Source organism: Delftia sp. (genome assembly GCF_059499305.1).
This window is the reverse complement of the sequence record NZ_JCABYI010000029.1, coordinates 1-15,153: the sequence shown is the minus strand read 5'-3', so window position 1 is coordinate 15,153 and position 15,153 is coordinate 1. Positions and strand designations below refer to the sequence as shown.

The following is a 15,153-nucleotide window of genomic DNA, read 5'->3' as shown; positions in this document are numbered from 1 at the left end:
TGAAACAACCAAAAAGCGAGACTCAGGTGAATCTGGACGAGCTGGTCATCTATGTGTGGGAAGGACAGGCCGACATCGCCGAGCGGGTGGAGCGCTGCGTGCTCAACCTGGGCGTGGACGTGGTGCGCGCCGACGGGCTGACCCTGCCCGCCGACACCAGCGAGCTGGGCAATGCGATCGCCGTGGTCAGCGTCTCGGTGCTGGAGGGCGCGCGCTTCACGCGCCAGGGCGTGGAGGGCACCTTCGGCATGCCCGTGCTGTGGGTCAGCGCCAAGCAGCGCGACGCCAACGCCGGCACCTATGCCATGGAGTACTCGCATGTGCTGCCCTTCGACTTCACGGGGGCCGAGCTGCGGGCCATGCTGGTGCGCATACTGCGGCGCATGCAGAGCAACCAGCGCCAGGTGCAGCGCTCGGAGGACATCATCGCCGTGGCCGACTGCATGCAGCGCCTGCTGCGCGACGTGGACACCTTTGCCGACTGCGAGCACAGCGTGCTCATCATCGGCGAGACCGGCGTGGGCAAGGAGCGCATTGCCGAGCGGCTGCACGAGCGCAACAACCGCTACGGCCAGGGCCCCTTCGTGGTGGTCAACTGCGGCGCCATCCCGGACGGGCTGTTCGAGTCCCTGTTCTTCGGCCACGCCAAGGGCTCGTTCACGGGCGCGGTCAATGCCCACAAGGGCTATCTGGAGCAGGCCAACGGCGGCACGCTGTTCCTGGACGAGATCGCGGACCTGCCGCTGTACCAGCAGGTCAAGCTGCTGCGCGTGCTGGAAGAGCGCGCCATCACGCGGCTGGGGTCGGCCGCCGCCGTGAGGCTGGATTTCCGGCTGGTGGCGGCCACCAACAAGCCGCTGCGCGGGCTGGTGCGCGAGGGACGCTTTCGCGCCGACCTGTTCTTCCGCCTGGCCGTGATCGAGCTGCAGATCCCCAGCCTGGAGGAGCGCGGCGAGGCCGACAAGCTGGCCATCTTCCACGCCATCCTGCACAAGGTGGTGGGCGAGGCCACGATGAAGGAGCTGGGCGAGCCGCCCTTCTTCATCCTCGACGCCGTGGCCCAGATGTACTTCCCCGGCAATGTGCGCGAGCTGCGCAACCTGGCCGAGCGCATCGGCGTGGCCGCCCGCCAGACGCGCGACTGGAACGCCGACGGCGCCACGCAGCGCATCCTGCAGCACGCCCAGGCCCTGTCGGCCACCACCTTCCCGCCGGACGCCGGCGCCGCCGAGCCCCTGCTGGCCGACCGCAGCAACTGGGACATGGACGAGCGCAACCGCATCATCGCGGCGCTCAACACCAATGACTGGAAGCGCCAGAACACGGCCCAGCACCTGGGCATCAGCCGCAAGGTGCTCTGGGAAAAGATGCGCAAGTACCAGATCAGCGACGGCGAGCCCGAAGTGCCCGTGCCGGGCTGAGCACGCCCTCCGACACATCCCATCCCCCCACGCCATGGAGACCTCCACGAACATGCAGGACAAGCCGGTCATCATCTTCGTCAGCGCCGTCTACCCCAGCCAGTACAGCCTGCTGTGCAGCCACCTTCGCGCCAGCGGCGCGGCCGACAGCTGGTTCATGACCATGCCCGGCCATGCCGAGAACTACGCCAGCCAGTGCGACCACCTGCTGTCGTTCCGGCCCGATGGCGACATCGTCGGCCCGCAAAGCTACTACTACTCCAGCAAGGTGGAGCGCTCGGCGCGCATAGGCCGCGGCCTGCTGCAGGGCCTGCAGGCCTTCGAGAAGGAAAAGGGCAAGCGCATCGACGTGGTGGTCGCCCACTCGCTGTGGGCCGCGCCCAACCTGCTGTACGGCGAGATCGATGCCGCCATCGTCAGCTACATCGAATTCCCCAGCTACCGCGTGCACGGCAACGAGCCCGACTACCCGCCCGACCTGTCCCAGCGCCTGGCCGACCGCAACATGGAAATGCTGCACTACCACCAGGTGCTGTGCAGCGACCTGACCATCGCGCCCAGCGCCCATGCGCGCTCGCTGTTCCCGCCGCTGCTGCAGGAGCGCGTGGCCGTGCAGTTCGAGGGCTTCGACATCCAGGCCCCTGACGAGCAGGCCGAGCCGGTGCCGCGCCAGGACGCGCGCTTCACCGTGGCCTTCTCATCGCGCGACCTGTCCAGCTCCAAGGGCTTCGAGACCTTCATGCGCCTGGTCGACCGCCTGGTGCGCGAGGGCGATGGCCAGCAGATGCGCTTCATCGCCCTGGGCGACCCCACGGCCGTGACCTATGGTTACGAACAGCAATGGGTGGAGCGCCGCTACCAGGGCAAGGTGGCCAGTTTCCGCGACCATCTGCTGCAGATCCACCCGGCCGCACAGGTGGTGGAGTTCCCGGGCAAGCTACCGTACGACGAGTTCGCGCGCACCCTGGCCTCGGTGGACCTGTTCCTCTACCCGCTGCGCTACGGCGTGGCCAACTGGGGATTGATGGAGATCCTGGCGCGCGGCGGCTGCGTGATCGGATCGAACTGGGGCTTTGTGCCGGAGCTGGTGCAAAACGACGTCAACGGCCTGCTGCTGCCCGACAGCGACGACGCCTGGATCGGCGCCATCCGCCAGCTGCGCGACGACCCGGCCCGGCGCCAGCGCTACAGCCGGGCCGCGCGCGAGACGGGCAAGCGCTTTCACATCTCCAACGTGGCACCGCGCTTCATGGACCTGTTCCGCCTGGCCATGGCGCGGCGCAAGGCGAGCCCGCTGATGCTGGAGTAAGGTGCAATGCGGGCCGGGCTCGGCCTGCGTTCAGGTGCGGGCCCTTGCGCGCCTAGGCGGCGGACAGCGCCGATGCAGGGGCCCCGACAGTCCCGACAGCCCCGACGGCCCCGCCAGTCCCGCCGTCGGCAGCCGAAAGAGCCGGCACACGGTCCATGCCACTCCAGCTCAGGGCCATGCTCAGTGCCATGTCCAGCGCGTCGCCCTCCTGCGCCTCGGACGCCTGCAGCACCTCCAGCACATCGGCAACGCACACCACCTGGTCGAGCAGCCCATGCAGCGATGGCCGGGCTATGAAAAACCCCTGCACGCCATGCGCCCCCGCAAGCGCCACGGCCTCCATGCCCTGGGCGGACTCCACGCCTTCCACGATCACGCAGGCGCCGCGGTCGGCGCACAGGCTGATCAGGCCCTGCAGCATCCGGGCCGACGGCCGGGCCTGCAGGCTCTGGTCCAGCACGGACTTGTCGATCTTGACGATGTTGGCGCGCAGCTTGCCCAGGATGTCCAGGCCGCCGCGCCGGGGAACGATATCGTCCAGCGCCACGCGCACGCCCAGGATCTGCAGGTGCCGCACCAGGCCCAGCGCGGCCTTCTCGCAGGGGAAGACACCGGTCTCGGTGATCTCCAGCACCAGGCGCTGGGCGATCTCGGGCCGCTCCTCCAGATAGTCGAACACGCCTTCCCACCAGGCCTCGTCGCAGAACGAGGCGGCCGACAGATTGCAGCCCAGGCTGTGGCCGGTCTTCATCTCCAGCGCCCCTATCACCGACCACAGCACGCTGCGGTCCAGCCGCGCGGCCAGGCCCAGCCGCTCCAGCGCCTCGATGGCATGGGGCACGGCATAGTTGTCGTAGGCAGAGAACACGCGGCGGCGCAACAGGCACTCGTGGTAGAGCGTGCGGCCCGTGCCGGTCCCACTGCCTCCCCCTGCCATGCCCCCGGGCTCCAGCAGCGTCACGGGCTGGAATGCCAGCGCCAGATGGCCCAGCCGCAGATCGTCCAGCAGGCGGCCCGCCAGCTGCATGTCGGCCTGGTAGCCCTTGATGAGCCTGGCGGGCATTCTGCGCACCGCCATGTCCTGGCCGCCCGCCGTGGCGTGGCCCTTGCCGCGTATCTCGTGCAGCCCCGCGAAGGAGACGCAGCCCAGCGCCTGCACCTCGGCCCGCAGATAGGCCTGGCGCGAGCCGTGCACCACGGGCTCGCTCACCAGGGCGGACTCCAGCGCATGCATCCAGCCATGCCGGGCATGATGGCCGGGCAGCACCGTGTCGGCCAGCGTGCGGGGGTCGAACCCGCGAACCAGCAGCGTATCGCCCGCGCGCTCCAGCGATTGGGCATCGATGCCCAGGCCCTTGAGCCGGTCCATGCAGGCCTGCATGGCCTCGTCGCAGAAACCGTTGCCATAGACGCTGCGCCAGGCCTGCAGGGGCGGCAGCCAGATGGCCAGATCCAGGGGCATGTCGCTGTGCGAGGGTTCGATGATGTCGTGCATGGTGAGCGCCTTCGTTCAACGGCCTGCAATGGGTTGTGAATAGCAGTGAAATCCGATCGCCCTGCGCCCCCGGCCGGCCGGCCCGCCGCCGAGCATGCCGGCATCCACGGCCGACAGCGCCAGGTCCACATGGCCGGCCACCAGGTCAAAGACCACCGAGCAGGCATCCGCCTTGCGGCTGAAATACGCCAGCGTGGCATCCGTTCCGCCGGCAAAGCTGCCCAGCAGCGCCTGCCCGTCCTGCTCCTGGAACACCGCCTGCGCGCTGCCCTGCTGCGGCACGATGACCCGGTCGCCCTGCTGCAGCAAGGCGCCGGCCTGCGCCACGATCACATCGCTGCGCCGCACGATGCGCACGCCCTCGCTCACCCGCGTGAGCAGCGCCACCGGCGCCGCCTGCGCCACCTGCGCATGGGGGCTTCCGTCGCCCGCCTCGCGCGCAGCGGCGCGCGGCACGGCGGCAGACGCAAACGACGCGGGTACGTTCAACGGCTTGCTGCGCGCCCTTTCCGGGTAGGCGCGCAGTCGCGGCAGGGGCATGCCTGCAAACGACAACGAGACAGCGGCCATGGTTTCTCCTCCGAAAGACAGCGATCAATGGGGCGGCCGGCGCAGCACACGGTTTTCCAGACACTGCGACAAGCTTTTTGCATCCTGTTGCAACAAGCGTGCCATGGGCCTGGACGTCTTCATCCAACGCCAAGCCATCTGTAACCTATTGATTTATTTGGGCACCCAAGCACAGCCACCACCGTGTCACCCCGCAGCGTTACGGGCGATGTCACGTAACGCCGGCACGCCACGGCGTTACTTTCACGGCGGCCGCGCAGGACGACGCTGCCCTGGCTGCCAGGCGCGGCCCCCCTTTCGGTGTATGTTCCAGCGCATCACTTCAGGAGCCGGCCCTGTCCCCGCAAAAGTCCATACAACGGGATCTGGTGATCCTCTGGCTCACCATCTCGGCCGTCGCCCTGGTGCTGGCGTGGCTGCTGTTGCTGTTGACCCGGCAGGGCTCCGAACCGCAGATTGCCCGCGCCCGCGACGCCGCAGGCGTCAGCTGCAGCGCGCTGCAGGCCGGGGCCGCGCGCATGGGGCTGGCGGGGCTGACGGCAGATACGCCATCTGCCCAGGCCCGGTCCGCCGCGCAGGCCGTGCTGGACCTGGCGCTGCGCGAGCGCCCCGGCATGGAGGGCGGCTTCTGGCGCGAGGGCCCCGGCGTGGTGGCCTATGCGTTTCCCACCTATGACGGCTCGGGCATCAAGCGCGATGCGCCCAGTGCGGAGATGGAGCGCATCGCCTCCACCGCCCAGCGCGCACGGGACAGCGCCGGGCTGGTGACCGACCTGCGCCCCGGCCTGCGCGAGGCGGTGGTCTTTGCCGCCTGCCCGGCCCAGGCCGATGCGCCCGCCCTGGTGGCCTGGACGCTGATGCGCGTCCCCCTGATCAGCGCCGACGTGGTCAACCCCCTCATCCTTGCCGTCAGCCTGCTGCTGGGCATGGTCCTGGTCTCGGGCCTGTGGCTGGGCAGAATGCTGCGGCGCTGGCAGCGGCAGTCGGCACAGATGGAGCAGCAACTGCTCGGCGCCGAACGGCTGGCCACCCTGGGCCGGCTGTCGGCCGGCCTGGCGCACGAGATCCGCAACCCGCTGGGCACCATGCGCATGAAGGCCGAGAACGCCCTGGCCGCGCCCGAGCCACTGCGGCAGGCCCGCAGCCAGGGCGCCCTGGAGGCCGTGCTGGCACAGACCGCGCGCCTGGAAGACCTGGTATCGAGCCTGCTGGCCTTGACCCAGCCCTTTCGCGTGCACCCGGAGCCCGTGGACCTGCAGCAGCTGCTGGACGAAAGGCTCCAGGCCCATGCAGAAATGGCCCAGGCCAGCGGCGTGCAGCTGGCAACGGCGGTGTCCGCCGGCCTTGCCCGGGACCTGCGGGAAGGGCGCCGCCCGCTGCTGGACCCCGCACAGATGGCCCGCGCGCTGGACAATCTGCTGCTCAACGCCCTGGCGCACACGGCGGACGGCGGCCGGGTGGAACTGGGCGCGGACCGGGACGCCAAAGGCTGCCTGCGGCTGTGGATTGCCGATGACGGCACCGGCATCGCGGCCGAACTGCGCGACACGCTGTTCGAGCCCTTCACCACCGCACGCCCCGGCGGCACCGGGCTGGGATTGGCGCTGGTGCGCGAAATCGTCCAGGCCCACGGCGGCCGGATCGCCCTGGCCAAGACTGAACAAGGCAAGACTGCACAAGGCACCCGCATAGAAATGGAATTTCCATGGCCCGCATCCTGATCGTGGACGACGACACGGCCTTCCGTGAAAGCCTGGCCGAGATGCTCGGAGACCTGGGCCATGGGGTCAGCCAGGCCCCGACCGTGGCGGCGGGGCTGCAGATCCTGCAGGCTGGGTCCGTGGATGCGGCCATCGTGGACCTGCGCATGCCGGGCGAGGACGGCCTGGCCTTCCTGCGCAAGGCCCGCGGCCTCTCGCGGGCGCCCTGCATCATGCTCACGGCCTACGCCAGCGGCGGCAACACCATCGAGGCCATGCGCCTGGGCGCCTTCGACCACCTGACCAAACCCATCGCCCGCACCGCCCTGGTTGAGGCCCTGGACCGCGCGCTGCAAGGCGCAGGGCCGGCCCAGGACTGCGGGGACGGCCAAGCCGGCCAGCCGCAGATGCATGACGATGGTGAACTGGTCAGCGGCAGCGAGGCCATGCGGCAGGTCTTCAAGCGCATCGGCCTGGCGGCGGACAGCGACGCCACCGTGCTGGTGCTGGGCGAGACCGGCACGGGCAAGGAACTGGTGGCACGCGCCCTGCACCGCAACAGCGTCCGGGCGGAACGCCCCTTCGTGGCCGTCAACTGCGCTGCCATTCCGGCAGACCTGATGGAAAGCGAACTCTTCGGCCATGTGAAGGGCGCCTTCACGGGCGCCGTCAGCGACCGCGCCGGGCGCTTTCGCGAGGCGCAGGGCGGCACGCTGTTCCTCGATGAAGTGGGCGACATGCCGCTGCCCACGCAGGCCAAGATCCTCCGGGCGCTGCAGGAGCGCGAGATCACGCCCGTGGGCGCCAGCCGGGCGCTGCCCGTGAACGTGCGCATCATCGCGGCCACGCACCGCGACCTGCCGGACGCCGTCAGGCAGGGGCGCTTTCGCGAGGATCTCTGGTACCGGCTCCAGGTCGTGCCCGTGCACCTGCCGCCGCTGCGCGAGCGCCTGGGCGACGTGCTGCTGCTGGCCGAGCATTTCCTGCGCCAAGGCGGCGGCGCCTCGCCCAAGCGCCTGGGTGCCGACGCCGCGCGCCTGCTGCTGGCCCACGACTGGCCCGGCAATGTGCGCGAGCTGCGCAACGCCATGGAGCGCGCGGCCCTGCTGTGCCCCGGGCCGGTCATCGGGCCCGAGCACATCGGCCTGCAGCCTGCGGCGGCGAACGGCCCCGCCATCGACTGGAACGGGCCGCTGGCCCCCGCCGTCGCCCAGCTGGAACGTGAAATGGTCACGCGCGCCCTGGCCGCAACCATGGGCAACCGTGCCGAGGCCGCACGCCGCCTGGGCCTGTCGCGCCAGCAGCTGTACCGCAAGCTCGCGGAGTTCGGCCTGGGTTGAGGCAGCAGCGGGCACAGGCGCCGCCTGCGGTGTCCGGATGGGTGACACCCCCTGTCGCCATCTCGGACACATGGCCCGCATCAGCGACCGCAAGCCCTTGATTTCATGAGGTTTCCGGATGGCATGGCGCTTGCATTGGACTGTGCATGTCCATCGCCAACCCAGGAGCCATCATGACCCGTCTCACCCTTTCTTCCGCCGCCCTGTGGCTGGGTGCCAGCGCACTGAACGCGCATGCCGCCCCGCCCCTGCCTGCCCACGGCCCTGGCGCGCCCCACGCGGCCATGCCGCACGCGCAGGCCGTGCTCGAGAGCCCAGTCGCCCGGCTGCTCACCAACCCTTACGGGGAAGTGGACGGGCTGCGCCTGACCGATGGCACGGTGGTCCGGTTCCCGCCCCACATGGCCGATGCGCTGACGACCGCCGTGAAGGTGGGCGACACGGTGCGCATCATCGGCCGCAGCGAGGCCGGTGGTGCGGTCAAGGCCGACGCCATCGTGAACACCGCCACCGGCCAGACCGTGTATGAACAGCCACCGGAGCCCGGCCGCGCCCGCCCCATGCCCCCGCACCTGCGCATGGCCGGACTGCAGACGCAGCAGGCCCAGGGCCGCATCGAGGCCGTTCTCACCGGCCCGCGCGGCGATGCCAACGGCGTCATCCTGTCCGACGGCGCCATCGTGCGCTTTGCCCCCCATGCGCTGCAGCAGCCGTTGCAGCAGGGCCAGCTTCTTGCCGCCTCGGGCCTGGGCACGCGCAACGCGCACGGCACCTCGCTGGAGGCCATCAGCATGGGTGCCAGCCTGTCGGACCTGCAGCCGCTGTACGACCGCGCGCGCTGACGCCACCGCCCGGCCCCCGGGGCCGGGCGGGTTCCTGCCCCTTCCTGGTTTCCTGCTTTCCTGCTTCCCTGCTGCCCTGCTCTCCCGCTTTCACCGAACCCGCCATGTCGCCCAAGATCGCCCCCGTCCTGCTGCTGCTGATCTCCAACATCTTCATGACCTTCGCCTGGTACGGGCACCTGAAGTTCGAGAACCGGCCGCTGTACCTCGTCATCCTGGTGAGCTGGTTGATCGCGCTGGCCGAGTACTGCTTCGCCGTGCCTGCCAACCGGCTCGGCCATGAGGTCTACAGCGCGGCCGAGCTCAAGACCATCCAGGAGGTGATCACGCTGGTGGTGTTCGCCGTCTTCTCCGTGCTCTACCTGGGCGAGAAGCTCACCCTCAACCACCTGGTGGGCTTCGGCTTCATCTGCCTGGGCGCCTTCTTCGTGTTCAAGGGCCCCTTGCGCTAAAGGAAGCCGCCATGCACCGCACACACCACCATGCGCGGCGCTGGCTGCCGGGGCTCCACTTCTTCCTGGCCGATGTGCGCGACGGCCTGGGCCCCTTCCTGGGCATCTTCCTGCTCGCCCAGGGCTGGCGGCTGGACGACATCGGCTACGTCATGGCCCTGGGCGGCATCACGGGCATGCTGGCCACCACGCCGCTGGGCGCGCTGGTCGATGCCTCGCGCCGCAAGCGCAGGCTGCTGGCAGCGGCCATCGCCCTGCTGCTGGCGGGCAACCTGGCCATCTGGACCGCACCATCGCTGGCCGTGACGGCGGCATCGCAGGTCATCACCGGCGTGGTCGCGGCCTTGATCGCCCCCTGCCTGCTGGGCATCACGCTGCAGATCACCGGCCATGCGGACCTGCCCCGGCAACTGGGCATCAACGAAGCCTGGAACCACGCCGGCAACGTGGCCACGGCCGCACTGGCGGGGGCCATGGGCCTGCGCTGGGGACTGCCTTCCGTCTTCGTGCTCATGGCCCTGATGGGCTGCGCCTCGCTGGCCTGCCTGGCGCTGATGCGGCTGGATGAAACCCCGCAAGGCACGCCGCACCCAGAGCAGGCCGGGCCTTGCGCACCCGGCCTAATGCACGTGCTCACGGGCACGCCGGCGCTGCGGGTGCTGGCCGTGGCCATGCTGCTGTTCCACCTGGGCAATGCCGCCATGCTGCCGCTGCTGGGCCAGGCCGCCGTGGCGCGCGGCCATGCCAACCCCAGCGGCTTCACGGCGCTGACCATCATCGTGGCGCAACTGGTCATGATCCCCATGGCCCTGCTCGCCGGGCGCCACGCCCAGCGCAGCGGCTACTGGCTGCTGGTCAAGGCGGCCCTGCTGTCGCTGCCGCTGCGCGGCCTGGTCGCCGCCACCTGGGACTCCGACTGGGCGCTGATCCCCGTGCAGGTGCTGGACGGCGTGGGCGCCGGGCTGCTGGGCGTTGCCCTGCCGGGCCTGGTCGCGCAGACGCTGCGCGGCACCGGCCACGTCAACGCAGGCCTGGGCGCCGTGATGACGCTGCAGGGCCTGGGCGCGGCCGCCAGCCCGGCACTGGCGGGCTGGATCGCGCAGCGCTTCGGCTTTGATGCGGCCTTTCTTTCGCTGGGCGGCATCGCGGTGCTGGCGCTGGCGCTGTGCTGGTTCGGCGCGCCGTCCGAACACCGGACGGCCCGTCTCCAGCCCAAGGCCTGAGGACCGGCAGCGCACGGCTCGCTTTCGGAGCACCTGGACACATTTGGAGGCCTGGAAACATAGGAGAATTCCTAGGATCCGAACCAGAACCCGCGCCATTGCGGACTTGCCTCCCTGCGGCCAGCGCCTGCCGCCCCCGAATGACAGTCAAGAACAAGAAGCCTTCCGCGCGCAAGCGCAGTTCCTCCCCCGCCTCCAAGAAGAAAGCCTCCGGCCGCAGCGGACTGTGGCGCTCCGTGATCGCCGCCGTGGTGGCGGCAGCGGGCACCTTCCAGATCGCCAGCTGCAGCCTGGACCCGAACTGGCATCCCAAGCTGCCCGAGCCGCCCCTGCTGTCCACCCTGCCCATCCCCGGGCTGGAGCACCTGCGCAAGCAGCCGGAGACAGGTTCGGGCACGGCCTCCGGTGGTGGCAGCCCGCCTGCCGGCAGCCTGGCCACGGGCTTTTCGCACTGCCGCGATTTCTTCCCCGGTGGCGAGCCCCCTGCCCTGCAGGTCCAGCCCCTTCAGCGCGAGCTGTGCTTCAGCGCCTTCGCCGTGCTGCACAGCGGACAGACCAAGACGCCCGTCTTCGTGGTGGAGCGCCTGAACCGCCAGTTGCTGGAGCAGGGCCAGGGCCTCAAGCGCAGCGACAAGTTCTATGCCGATGCCCGCCTGCCCCGCGCCGAGCGTGCCGAACTGGACGACTACCGCCGCTCCGGCTACTCGCGCGGCCACATGGCGCCGGCCGGCGACATGTACTCGCCCGAGGCCATGGCCCAGAGCTTCAGCCTGGCCAACATGGTTCCCCAGGACCAGACCCACAACGGCGGCGTCTGGAGCAAGGTCGAGCAGGACACGCGCCGCTACGCCCAGCGCGCCAAGGGCGATGTCTACGTCTTCACCGGGCCGGTGTTCGACGGCCAGCCGCTGACCATCGGGCCGGGCAAGGTCCATGTGCCCAGCCATATCTTCAAGCTGGTCTACGACGCGAGCACGGGGCGTGCCTGGGCGCACTGGCAGGCCAATAGCCCGGATACGCGGATGAGTGCGCCCATCAGTTATGAGGAGTTCACTCGGAGGACGGGGATGCCGTTGTTGGCGGGGGTGATGAGGGGGCGGGGTTAGCGTTTCGCGCTGGTTGCTGGCGTGGGGTGGGGGTCCTGTTTTTGACCCTGCCGGGGGGTTGTTTTTCGAGGCCGGGTCTCGGCCCGGCGGCCGACCTACTTTCCTTTGTTTCGCCACCGGTACGCCGGCCGAAGGAAAGTAGGCAAAGCAAAGGCGACCCGAATGTCCGCGACCCTCCGCTTCGCTGCGGGCAACCTGCGTCGTGGCGGTTGCGGGGGGTGGAGAAGTGGCGCGCTGCGCGCTGCTGGCGCTGCGGCTCAGAGGGTTACTGTGCGCCGGTCCAGAACCTTGTCTATCAGGCCCCATTCGCGGGCTTCTTCTGCGGTCATGAAGCGGTCGCGGTCCAGGTCGCGTTCCACCTCTTCGTAGCTGCGGCCGCAGTGCTGGGCGTACAGGCGTGTCACGCGATCCTTGGTGCGCAGCATTTCCTCGGCATGGATGCGGATGTCGGAGGCCTGGCCCTGCACGCCGCCCAGCGGCTGGTGCACGTGCAGGCTGGCGTTGGGCAGGGCCATGCGGTGGCCGGGCTCGCCGGCCATGAGCAGGAAGGAGCCCATGGAGCGCGCCGTGCCCATGCACAGCGTGTGCACGGGTGACTTGATGAACTGCATGGTGTCGTACATGGCCAGCCCGCTGGTGATCACCCCGCCCGGCGAGTTGATGTAGAGGTGAATGGGCTTGTCCGGGTTCTCCGCCTCCAGGAACAGCAGTTGCGCGCAGACCAGGGCAGAGACCGCGTCGTTGACCTCGCCGTTGAGAAAGATCACGCGGTCGCGCAGCAGGCGCGAGTAGATGTCGAAGGACCGCTCTCCGCGCGCCGACTGTTCGACAACCATGGGGACGAGCATCATCGATTCGCGCATGGGCGAACTCCTGTGTGTGGTGGTGAAAAAGAAAGGGCTGCAGCCCTGCGCCGCATGCCCCGTTGCCCGGGCAGGGTTTCAGGTCGCGTACATCAGGAAGCCGCCGTCGTTGGCCGCCTCCCTGGCCGGCTGTACTCGCGCATCGGTCAGCACATGGACGATGCGCAGCAGCGTGCCGCCATCGGCGCCGGGGCTGATCTGCAGGTCCACCGTGCTTTCAAGAAAGGGAGGCTCCACCTCGCGCAGCCGCAGGCGCAGTTCCTGCTGCGGCACCTGCCGCAAAGGCTCGGCATGCTCGGTGCCCGGCAGCCAGTGCGCGCGCAGCTCGGGAATGCTCAGGGCGCGCCAGACCTTCTCGGGCGGAGCGTCCAGCGCGTACTCCTGCACCAGCTCGCGGGCCGCATCGTCGGTGTCCATATCGCTCATCTTGTTCATTGGTCCATGTCCTTGAGCAGGCCCTTGAGTGCACCCACGCGCTGCGGCCAGTAGGCGCGGTACTTCGCCAGCCAGCCCGCAATCTGCGCCAGCCCTTCGGGATCGACCTCGTAATGCATGAAGCGCCCCTGCCGCTGCTCGCTCACCAGCCCCGCATTGCGCAGCACGGCCAGATGCTGGGACATGGCCGACTGGCTGATATCCATCCCCTCGCGCAGCGCGCTGGCATGCATGCTGCCAGCGGCCAGCTTCTCGAAGATGGAGCGGCGCGTAGGGTCGGCCAGGGCCTTGAAGATGTCGTTCTCGGGCATGGCGACACTTTAGCAACCACTTATTTCAAATGCAAGCGGCCCATGGCAAACGTCACCGACAAGGCCTGCTCAAGGAAGTCTGGCTCGGCAGGTGAATTGGTGGGTTGAAGTGGCTGACGTATAACCGCTGCACGGGGCCGAAAAAGAGTCAGGAAACCCGTCATTTCCAGCCCCGCAGCGCATCGGCAATACCGAGGGCAAAGGCTCGCAGCAGCCAGTTCACTTCATTGGAGACTCAATGGCCCATGCATCCATTGGCGGCGGCAATCCTGCAATCCGCACTGCCCTCAAGCCAACCCGAAACAAGACCGCACTGCTGAAAAGCCTGCTGTGGATGGGGGCAGCAGCCGGCCTGGCCCCCGATGCCCAAGCCGTCATGAAATGCCTTAGCGATGGAAAAACCTGGTACCAGGATGCCCCTTGCCCGCAAGGCACCACCGCCAAGCCCATGCAACTGGACCCGCCCCCTGCATCCTCCAGGCCTTTGCGGGATGCGATGCCGACCGAGCCCGCCACCAAGCCCGCGTCAGCCCCCGCACCACAGGCTGTATCGCCCTCCTCCATGCTGGAGGAAGAAGCGCGCATGTGTCTTGACTGGTACCAGAAAAAGGCCGGCCTGCCCCCGGGCGCCACGTACCTGAGCGCCACCAAGGATCGCCGGGTGGTGACCCTCGTGATTGCCGCCCCCGTTTCCATGACAAACCACACGGGAGCCAGAGTGCAGGGCACGACGCAGACGCCAGCTTCCTGCGAGATCAACGGCGGCAAGATCGATGACGGATGGACGCGCACTCATGCCAGGCGTGGCAACTGGATTCAATGAATGCAGCCCCGCAGCAAAACTTTGAAATTCAACCCAATGGACACGCGCATCCTGCTTTTGCATCTGGAGCACCCGCTGCAAGCCTATTCAGGCAGTGCATCGCCCGTTGAAATCGTCCTGGCCGGCCTGGGCTACGAAGCCTCCGACTACTGGCCGGGCCTGGCCATCGAATGGCTGGAGCAAGGTGCACCAGTGAACGCTGATGTGCTTCAAGCGCTGGCCCGGGTATCTGAAAACAAGCACATTTCCCAACGGATTCGGCATCGCAGCTTCGCCGTTCTGCGCCGACATAAGGCGTAGCTGCATAGGGAACGGTTGCCAACGCCAAGCCTCTAGCGTCGCCAAAAAAAAGCCCAATCAGTACGAGCCTGCAGCGACGAGCATGGCTCTGTTCAAAACTCCGTCGCCACAGTGCACGAATTCATGGCTCCGGCGAACTGCAGCCTCCCAACGCACGCAGATTCCCTGCATGTGAAGCGCAGGCAACATGTTCGCGCACTCACCCATCACGACACCGCAGCAGACAAGCCCTCATCCGCAAACCGCTTGGCCGCCTTGAGCAGATAGCTCACGGCATAGAGTATGGGGTCGTCGGCCTCGTCGCCATTCAGATGGTCCACCACCTCGATGGCATAGCCCAGATTCACCGCCGTGTCGTGCAGCAGGCCCAGCAATTCCTTGTCCTGCGGCTCCAGCGACTGCGCCTGATCGGCCTTCACGTAGTAGATGCGCAGCAGATCGCGGCACACGCAATTGATGGCCGTGACCTTGTGGCGAGCGTGCAGGTCCAGCACATCCAGCGCGGCGCCCATGTGCAGGACGGCGTCGATGGCGAGGTCGGCGAGCCGAGGCGCGCCAGAAGCAGCCGTTGAAGGATCGGGATGATGAGGCATCCTGCGATGCTCGTTGAATCGGCGAGGGGCGTCTCTACGGAATTCGTAGAACGGAAGGCAAGCCAGGATGGTTGTCTTCGGCTTGGATACGAAGATGGCGGCCACCCGTGGAAACGTCTCACCGGATTGCGCAAATCCTCGGAGTGCCGACTGCCTACCTTTACTGCGAGGACGATGATCTTGCTGAGGTGATCCTGGCGTGGAGCAAGCTTGCTCGCGGCGGTCGGGCGCAGGCGAAAAAAGCTGTGTTGGGGTTGGTGGCTGGGCGGCAGGGGCGAACCAACTGCAGCCCCGATGACGGCATGTTGGCAGGATTAAGAGTGGCTAACACCACCGATCCACGAAGCGTGCACAGATGATCGCCGCTGCC

16 protein-coding genes are annotated in these 15,153 nt (G+C 68.3%); 10 read left to right on the top strand and 6 right to left on the bottom strand.

All coding sequences use genetic code 11. The features are described 5' to 3' along the window. Positions 1–26 precede the first annotated feature (26 nt). Both AC5I49_RS16560 and AC5I49_RS16555 read left to right on the top strand, forming a co-directional pair. Positions 27–1,421 carry a sigma 54-interacting transcriptional regulator gene (locus AC5I49_RS16560; RefSeq protein ID WP_016450343.1) on the top strand — a complete coding sequence of 465 codons (1,395 nt, stop codon included), beginning with the start codon at positions 27–29 and terminating at the stop codon, positions 1,419–1,421. A gap of 34 nt (positions 1,422–1,455) precedes the next feature. Next, entirely contained in the window at positions 1,456–2,730 is a 1,275-nt protein-coding gene (locus AC5I49_RS16555; protein WP_203399850.1) for a glycosyltransferase, read from the top strand. 52 nt (positions 2,731–2,782) lie between these two features. On the opposite strand, the gene AC5I49_RS16550 is transcribed toward AC5I49_RS16555, so the two are convergent. Beyond that, positions 2,783–4,225: an EAL domain-containing protein gene (locus tag AC5I49_RS16550; protein WP_495789629.1), complete on the bottom strand. Its 1,443-nt coding sequence runs from the start codon at positions 4,223–4,225 to the stop codon at positions 2,783–2,785. Positions 4,226–4,240: 15 nt separating this feature from the next. Beyond that, positions 4,241–4,795: a hypothetical protein gene (locus AC5I49_RS16545; protein ID WP_495789628.1), complete on the bottom strand. Its 555-nt coding sequence runs from the start codon at positions 4,793–4,795 to the stop codon at positions 4,241–4,243. Positions 4,796–5,163: 368 nt separating this feature from the next. On the opposite strand from AC5I49_RS16545, the gene AC5I49_RS16540 reads away from it, so the two are divergent. The 6 genes from AC5I49_RS16540 (at position 5,164) to AC5I49_RS16515 (ending at position 11,458) form a co-directional block, all read left to right on the top strand. Continuing rightward, the gene (locus tag AC5I49_RS16540) at positions 5,164–6,516 is read left to right on the top strand and encodes a sensor histidine kinase (RefSeq protein ID WP_495789627.1); all 1,353 of its coding nucleotides are present in this window, start codon (positions 5,164–5,166) and stop codon (positions 6,514–6,516) included. Next, the gene (locus AC5I49_RS16535) at positions 6,501–7,835 is read left to right on the top strand and encodes a sigma-54-dependent transcriptional regulator (RefSeq protein WP_126313048.1); all 1,335 of its coding nucleotides are present in this window, start codon (positions 6,501–6,503) and stop codon (positions 7,833–7,835) included. The genes AC5I49_RS16540 and AC5I49_RS16535 overlap by 16 nt, the downstream gene beginning before the upstream one ends. Before the next feature lie 173 nt (positions 7,836–8,008). Beyond that, positions 8,009–8,677, top strand: coding sequence for a hypothetical protein (locus AC5I49_RS16530; protein ID WP_464182334.1), 669 nt, complete (start codon positions 8,009–8,011; stop codon positions 8,675–8,677). Positions 8,678–8,781: 104 nt separating this feature from the next. Continuing rightward, positions 8,782–9,129 (top strand): DMT family protein, encoded by a 348-nt coding sequence (locus AC5I49_RS16525; RefSeq protein ID WP_126313046.1) that lies wholly within the window; start codon positions 8,782–8,784, stop codon positions 9,127–9,129. 11 nt (positions 9,130–9,140) lie between these two features. After that, positions 9,141–10,352, top strand: coding sequence for an MFS transporter (locus tag AC5I49_RS16520; RefSeq protein WP_495789626.1), 1,212 nt, complete (start codon positions 9,141–9,143; stop codon positions 10,350–10,352). Positions 10,353–10,492: 140 nt separating this feature from the next. Further along, positions 10,493–11,458, top strand: a complete 966-nt coding sequence (locus tag AC5I49_RS16515; RefSeq protein ID WP_016450334.1) for a DNA/RNA non-specific endonuclease — start codon at positions 10,493–10,495, stop codon at positions 11,456–11,458. A 257-nt stretch (positions 11,459–11,715) separates the two neighbouring features. On the opposite strand, the gene AC5I49_RS16510 is transcribed toward AC5I49_RS16515, so the two are convergent. The 3 genes from AC5I49_RS16510 to AC5I49_RS16500 all read right to left on the bottom strand — a co-directional run bounded on the left by AC5I49_RS16510 (position 11,716) and on the right by AC5I49_RS16500 (position 13,067). Then, on the bottom strand, positions 11,716–12,321 hold the full coding sequence (locus AC5I49_RS16510; RefSeq protein WP_034369490.1) for an ATP-dependent Clp protease proteolytic subunit: 606 nt from the start codon (positions 12,319–12,321) through the stop codon (positions 11,716–11,718). A gap of 78 nt (positions 12,322–12,399) precedes the next feature. Further along, positions 12,400–12,756 carry an SRPBCC family protein gene (locus tag AC5I49_RS16505; protein ID WP_495789625.1) on the bottom strand — a complete coding sequence of 119 codons (357 nt, stop codon included), beginning with the start codon at positions 12,754–12,756 and terminating at the stop codon, positions 12,400–12,402. After that, positions 12,753–13,067, bottom strand: a complete 315-nt coding sequence (locus tag AC5I49_RS16500) for an ArsR/SmtB family transcription factor (protein ID WP_212646761.1) — start codon at positions 13,065–13,067, stop codon at positions 12,753–12,755. Before AC5I49_RS16500 ends, AC5I49_RS16505 begins: the two co-directional genes overlap by 4 nt. A gap of 238 nt (positions 13,068–13,305) precedes the next feature. Between AC5I49_RS16500 and AC5I49_RS16495 the strand changes: the two genes are divergently transcribed. Both AC5I49_RS16495 and AC5I49_RS16490 read left to right on the top strand, forming a co-directional pair. Beyond that, entirely contained in the window at positions 13,306–13,890 is a 585-nt protein-coding gene (locus AC5I49_RS16495; protein WP_046240533.1) for a DUF4124 domain-containing protein, read from the top strand. After that, positions 13,891–14,190 carry a hypothetical protein gene (locus AC5I49_RS16490; RefSeq protein ID WP_074924420.1) on the top strand — a complete coding sequence of 100 codons (300 nt, stop codon included), beginning with the start codon at positions 13,891–13,893 and terminating at the stop codon, positions 14,188–14,190. It begins immediately after the preceding gene. Between the two features lie 206 nt (positions 14,191–14,396). Here the strand turns inward: AC5I49_RS16490 and AC5I49_RS16485 are convergent, their stop codons facing one another. Then, positions 14,397–14,783 carry a hypothetical protein gene (locus AC5I49_RS16485; RefSeq protein WP_343740244.1) on the bottom strand — a complete coding sequence of 129 codons (387 nt, stop codon included), beginning with the start codon at positions 14,781–14,783 and terminating at the stop codon, positions 14,397–14,399. Positions 14,784–15,153: the final 370 nt, after the last annotated feature.

Bases quoted from the DNA above. Each gene is read 5' to 3' on its own strand.
- AC5I49_RS16555 (WP_203399850.1), top strand. From the start codon at position 1,456: ATGGAGACCTCCACGAACATGCAGGACAAGCCGGTCATCATCTTCGTC.
- AC5I49_RS16550 (WP_495789629.1), bottom strand. From the start codon at position 4,225: ATGCACGACATCATCGAACCCTCGCACAGCGACATGCCCCTGGATCTG.
- AC5I49_RS16545 (WP_495789628.1), bottom strand. From the start codon at position 4,795: ATGGCCGCTGTCTCGTTGTCGTTTGCAGGCATGCCCCTGCCGCGACTG.
- AC5I49_RS16535 (WP_126313048.1), top strand. From the start codon at position 6,501: ATGGCCCGCATCCTGATCGTGGACGACGACACGGCCTTCCGTGAAAGC.
- AC5I49_RS16530 (WP_464182334.1), top strand. From the start codon at position 8,009: ATGACCCGTCTCACCCTTTCTTCCGCCGCCCTGTGGCTGGGTGCCAGC.
- AC5I49_RS16525 (WP_126313046.1), top strand. From the start codon at position 8,782: ATGTCGCCCAAGATCGCCCCCGTCCTGCTGCTGCTGATCTCCAACATC.
- AC5I49_RS16520 (WP_495789626.1), top strand. From the start codon at position 9,141: ATGCACCGCACACACCACCATGCGCGGCGCTGGCTGCCGGGGCTCCAC.
- AC5I49_RS16515 (WP_016450334.1), top strand. From the start codon at position 10,493: ATGACAGTCAAGAACAAGAAGCCTTCCGCGCGCAAGCGCAGTTCCTCC.
- AC5I49_RS16510 (WP_034369490.1), bottom strand. From the start codon at position 12,321: ATGCGCGAATCGATGATGCTCGTCCCCATGGTTGTCGAACAGTCGGCG.
- AC5I49_RS16505 (WP_495789625.1), bottom strand. From the start codon at position 12,756: ATGAACAAGATGAGCGATATGGACACCGACGATGCGGCCCGCGAGCTG.
- AC5I49_RS16500 (WP_212646761.1), bottom strand. From the start codon at position 13,067: ATGCCCGAGAACGACATCTTCAAGGCCCTGGCCGACCCTACGCGCCGC.
- AC5I49_RS16495 (WP_046240533.1), top strand. From the start codon at position 13,306: ATGGCCCATGCATCCATTGGCGGCGGCAATCCTGCAATCCGCACTGCC.
- AC5I49_RS16490 (WP_074924420.1), top strand. From the start codon at position 13,891: ATGCAGCCCCGCAGCAAAACTTTGAAATTCAACCCAATGGACACGCGC.
- AC5I49_RS16485 (WP_343740244.1), bottom strand. From the start codon at position 14,783: ATGCCTCATCATCCCGATCCTTCAACGGCTGCTTCTGGCGCGCCTCGG.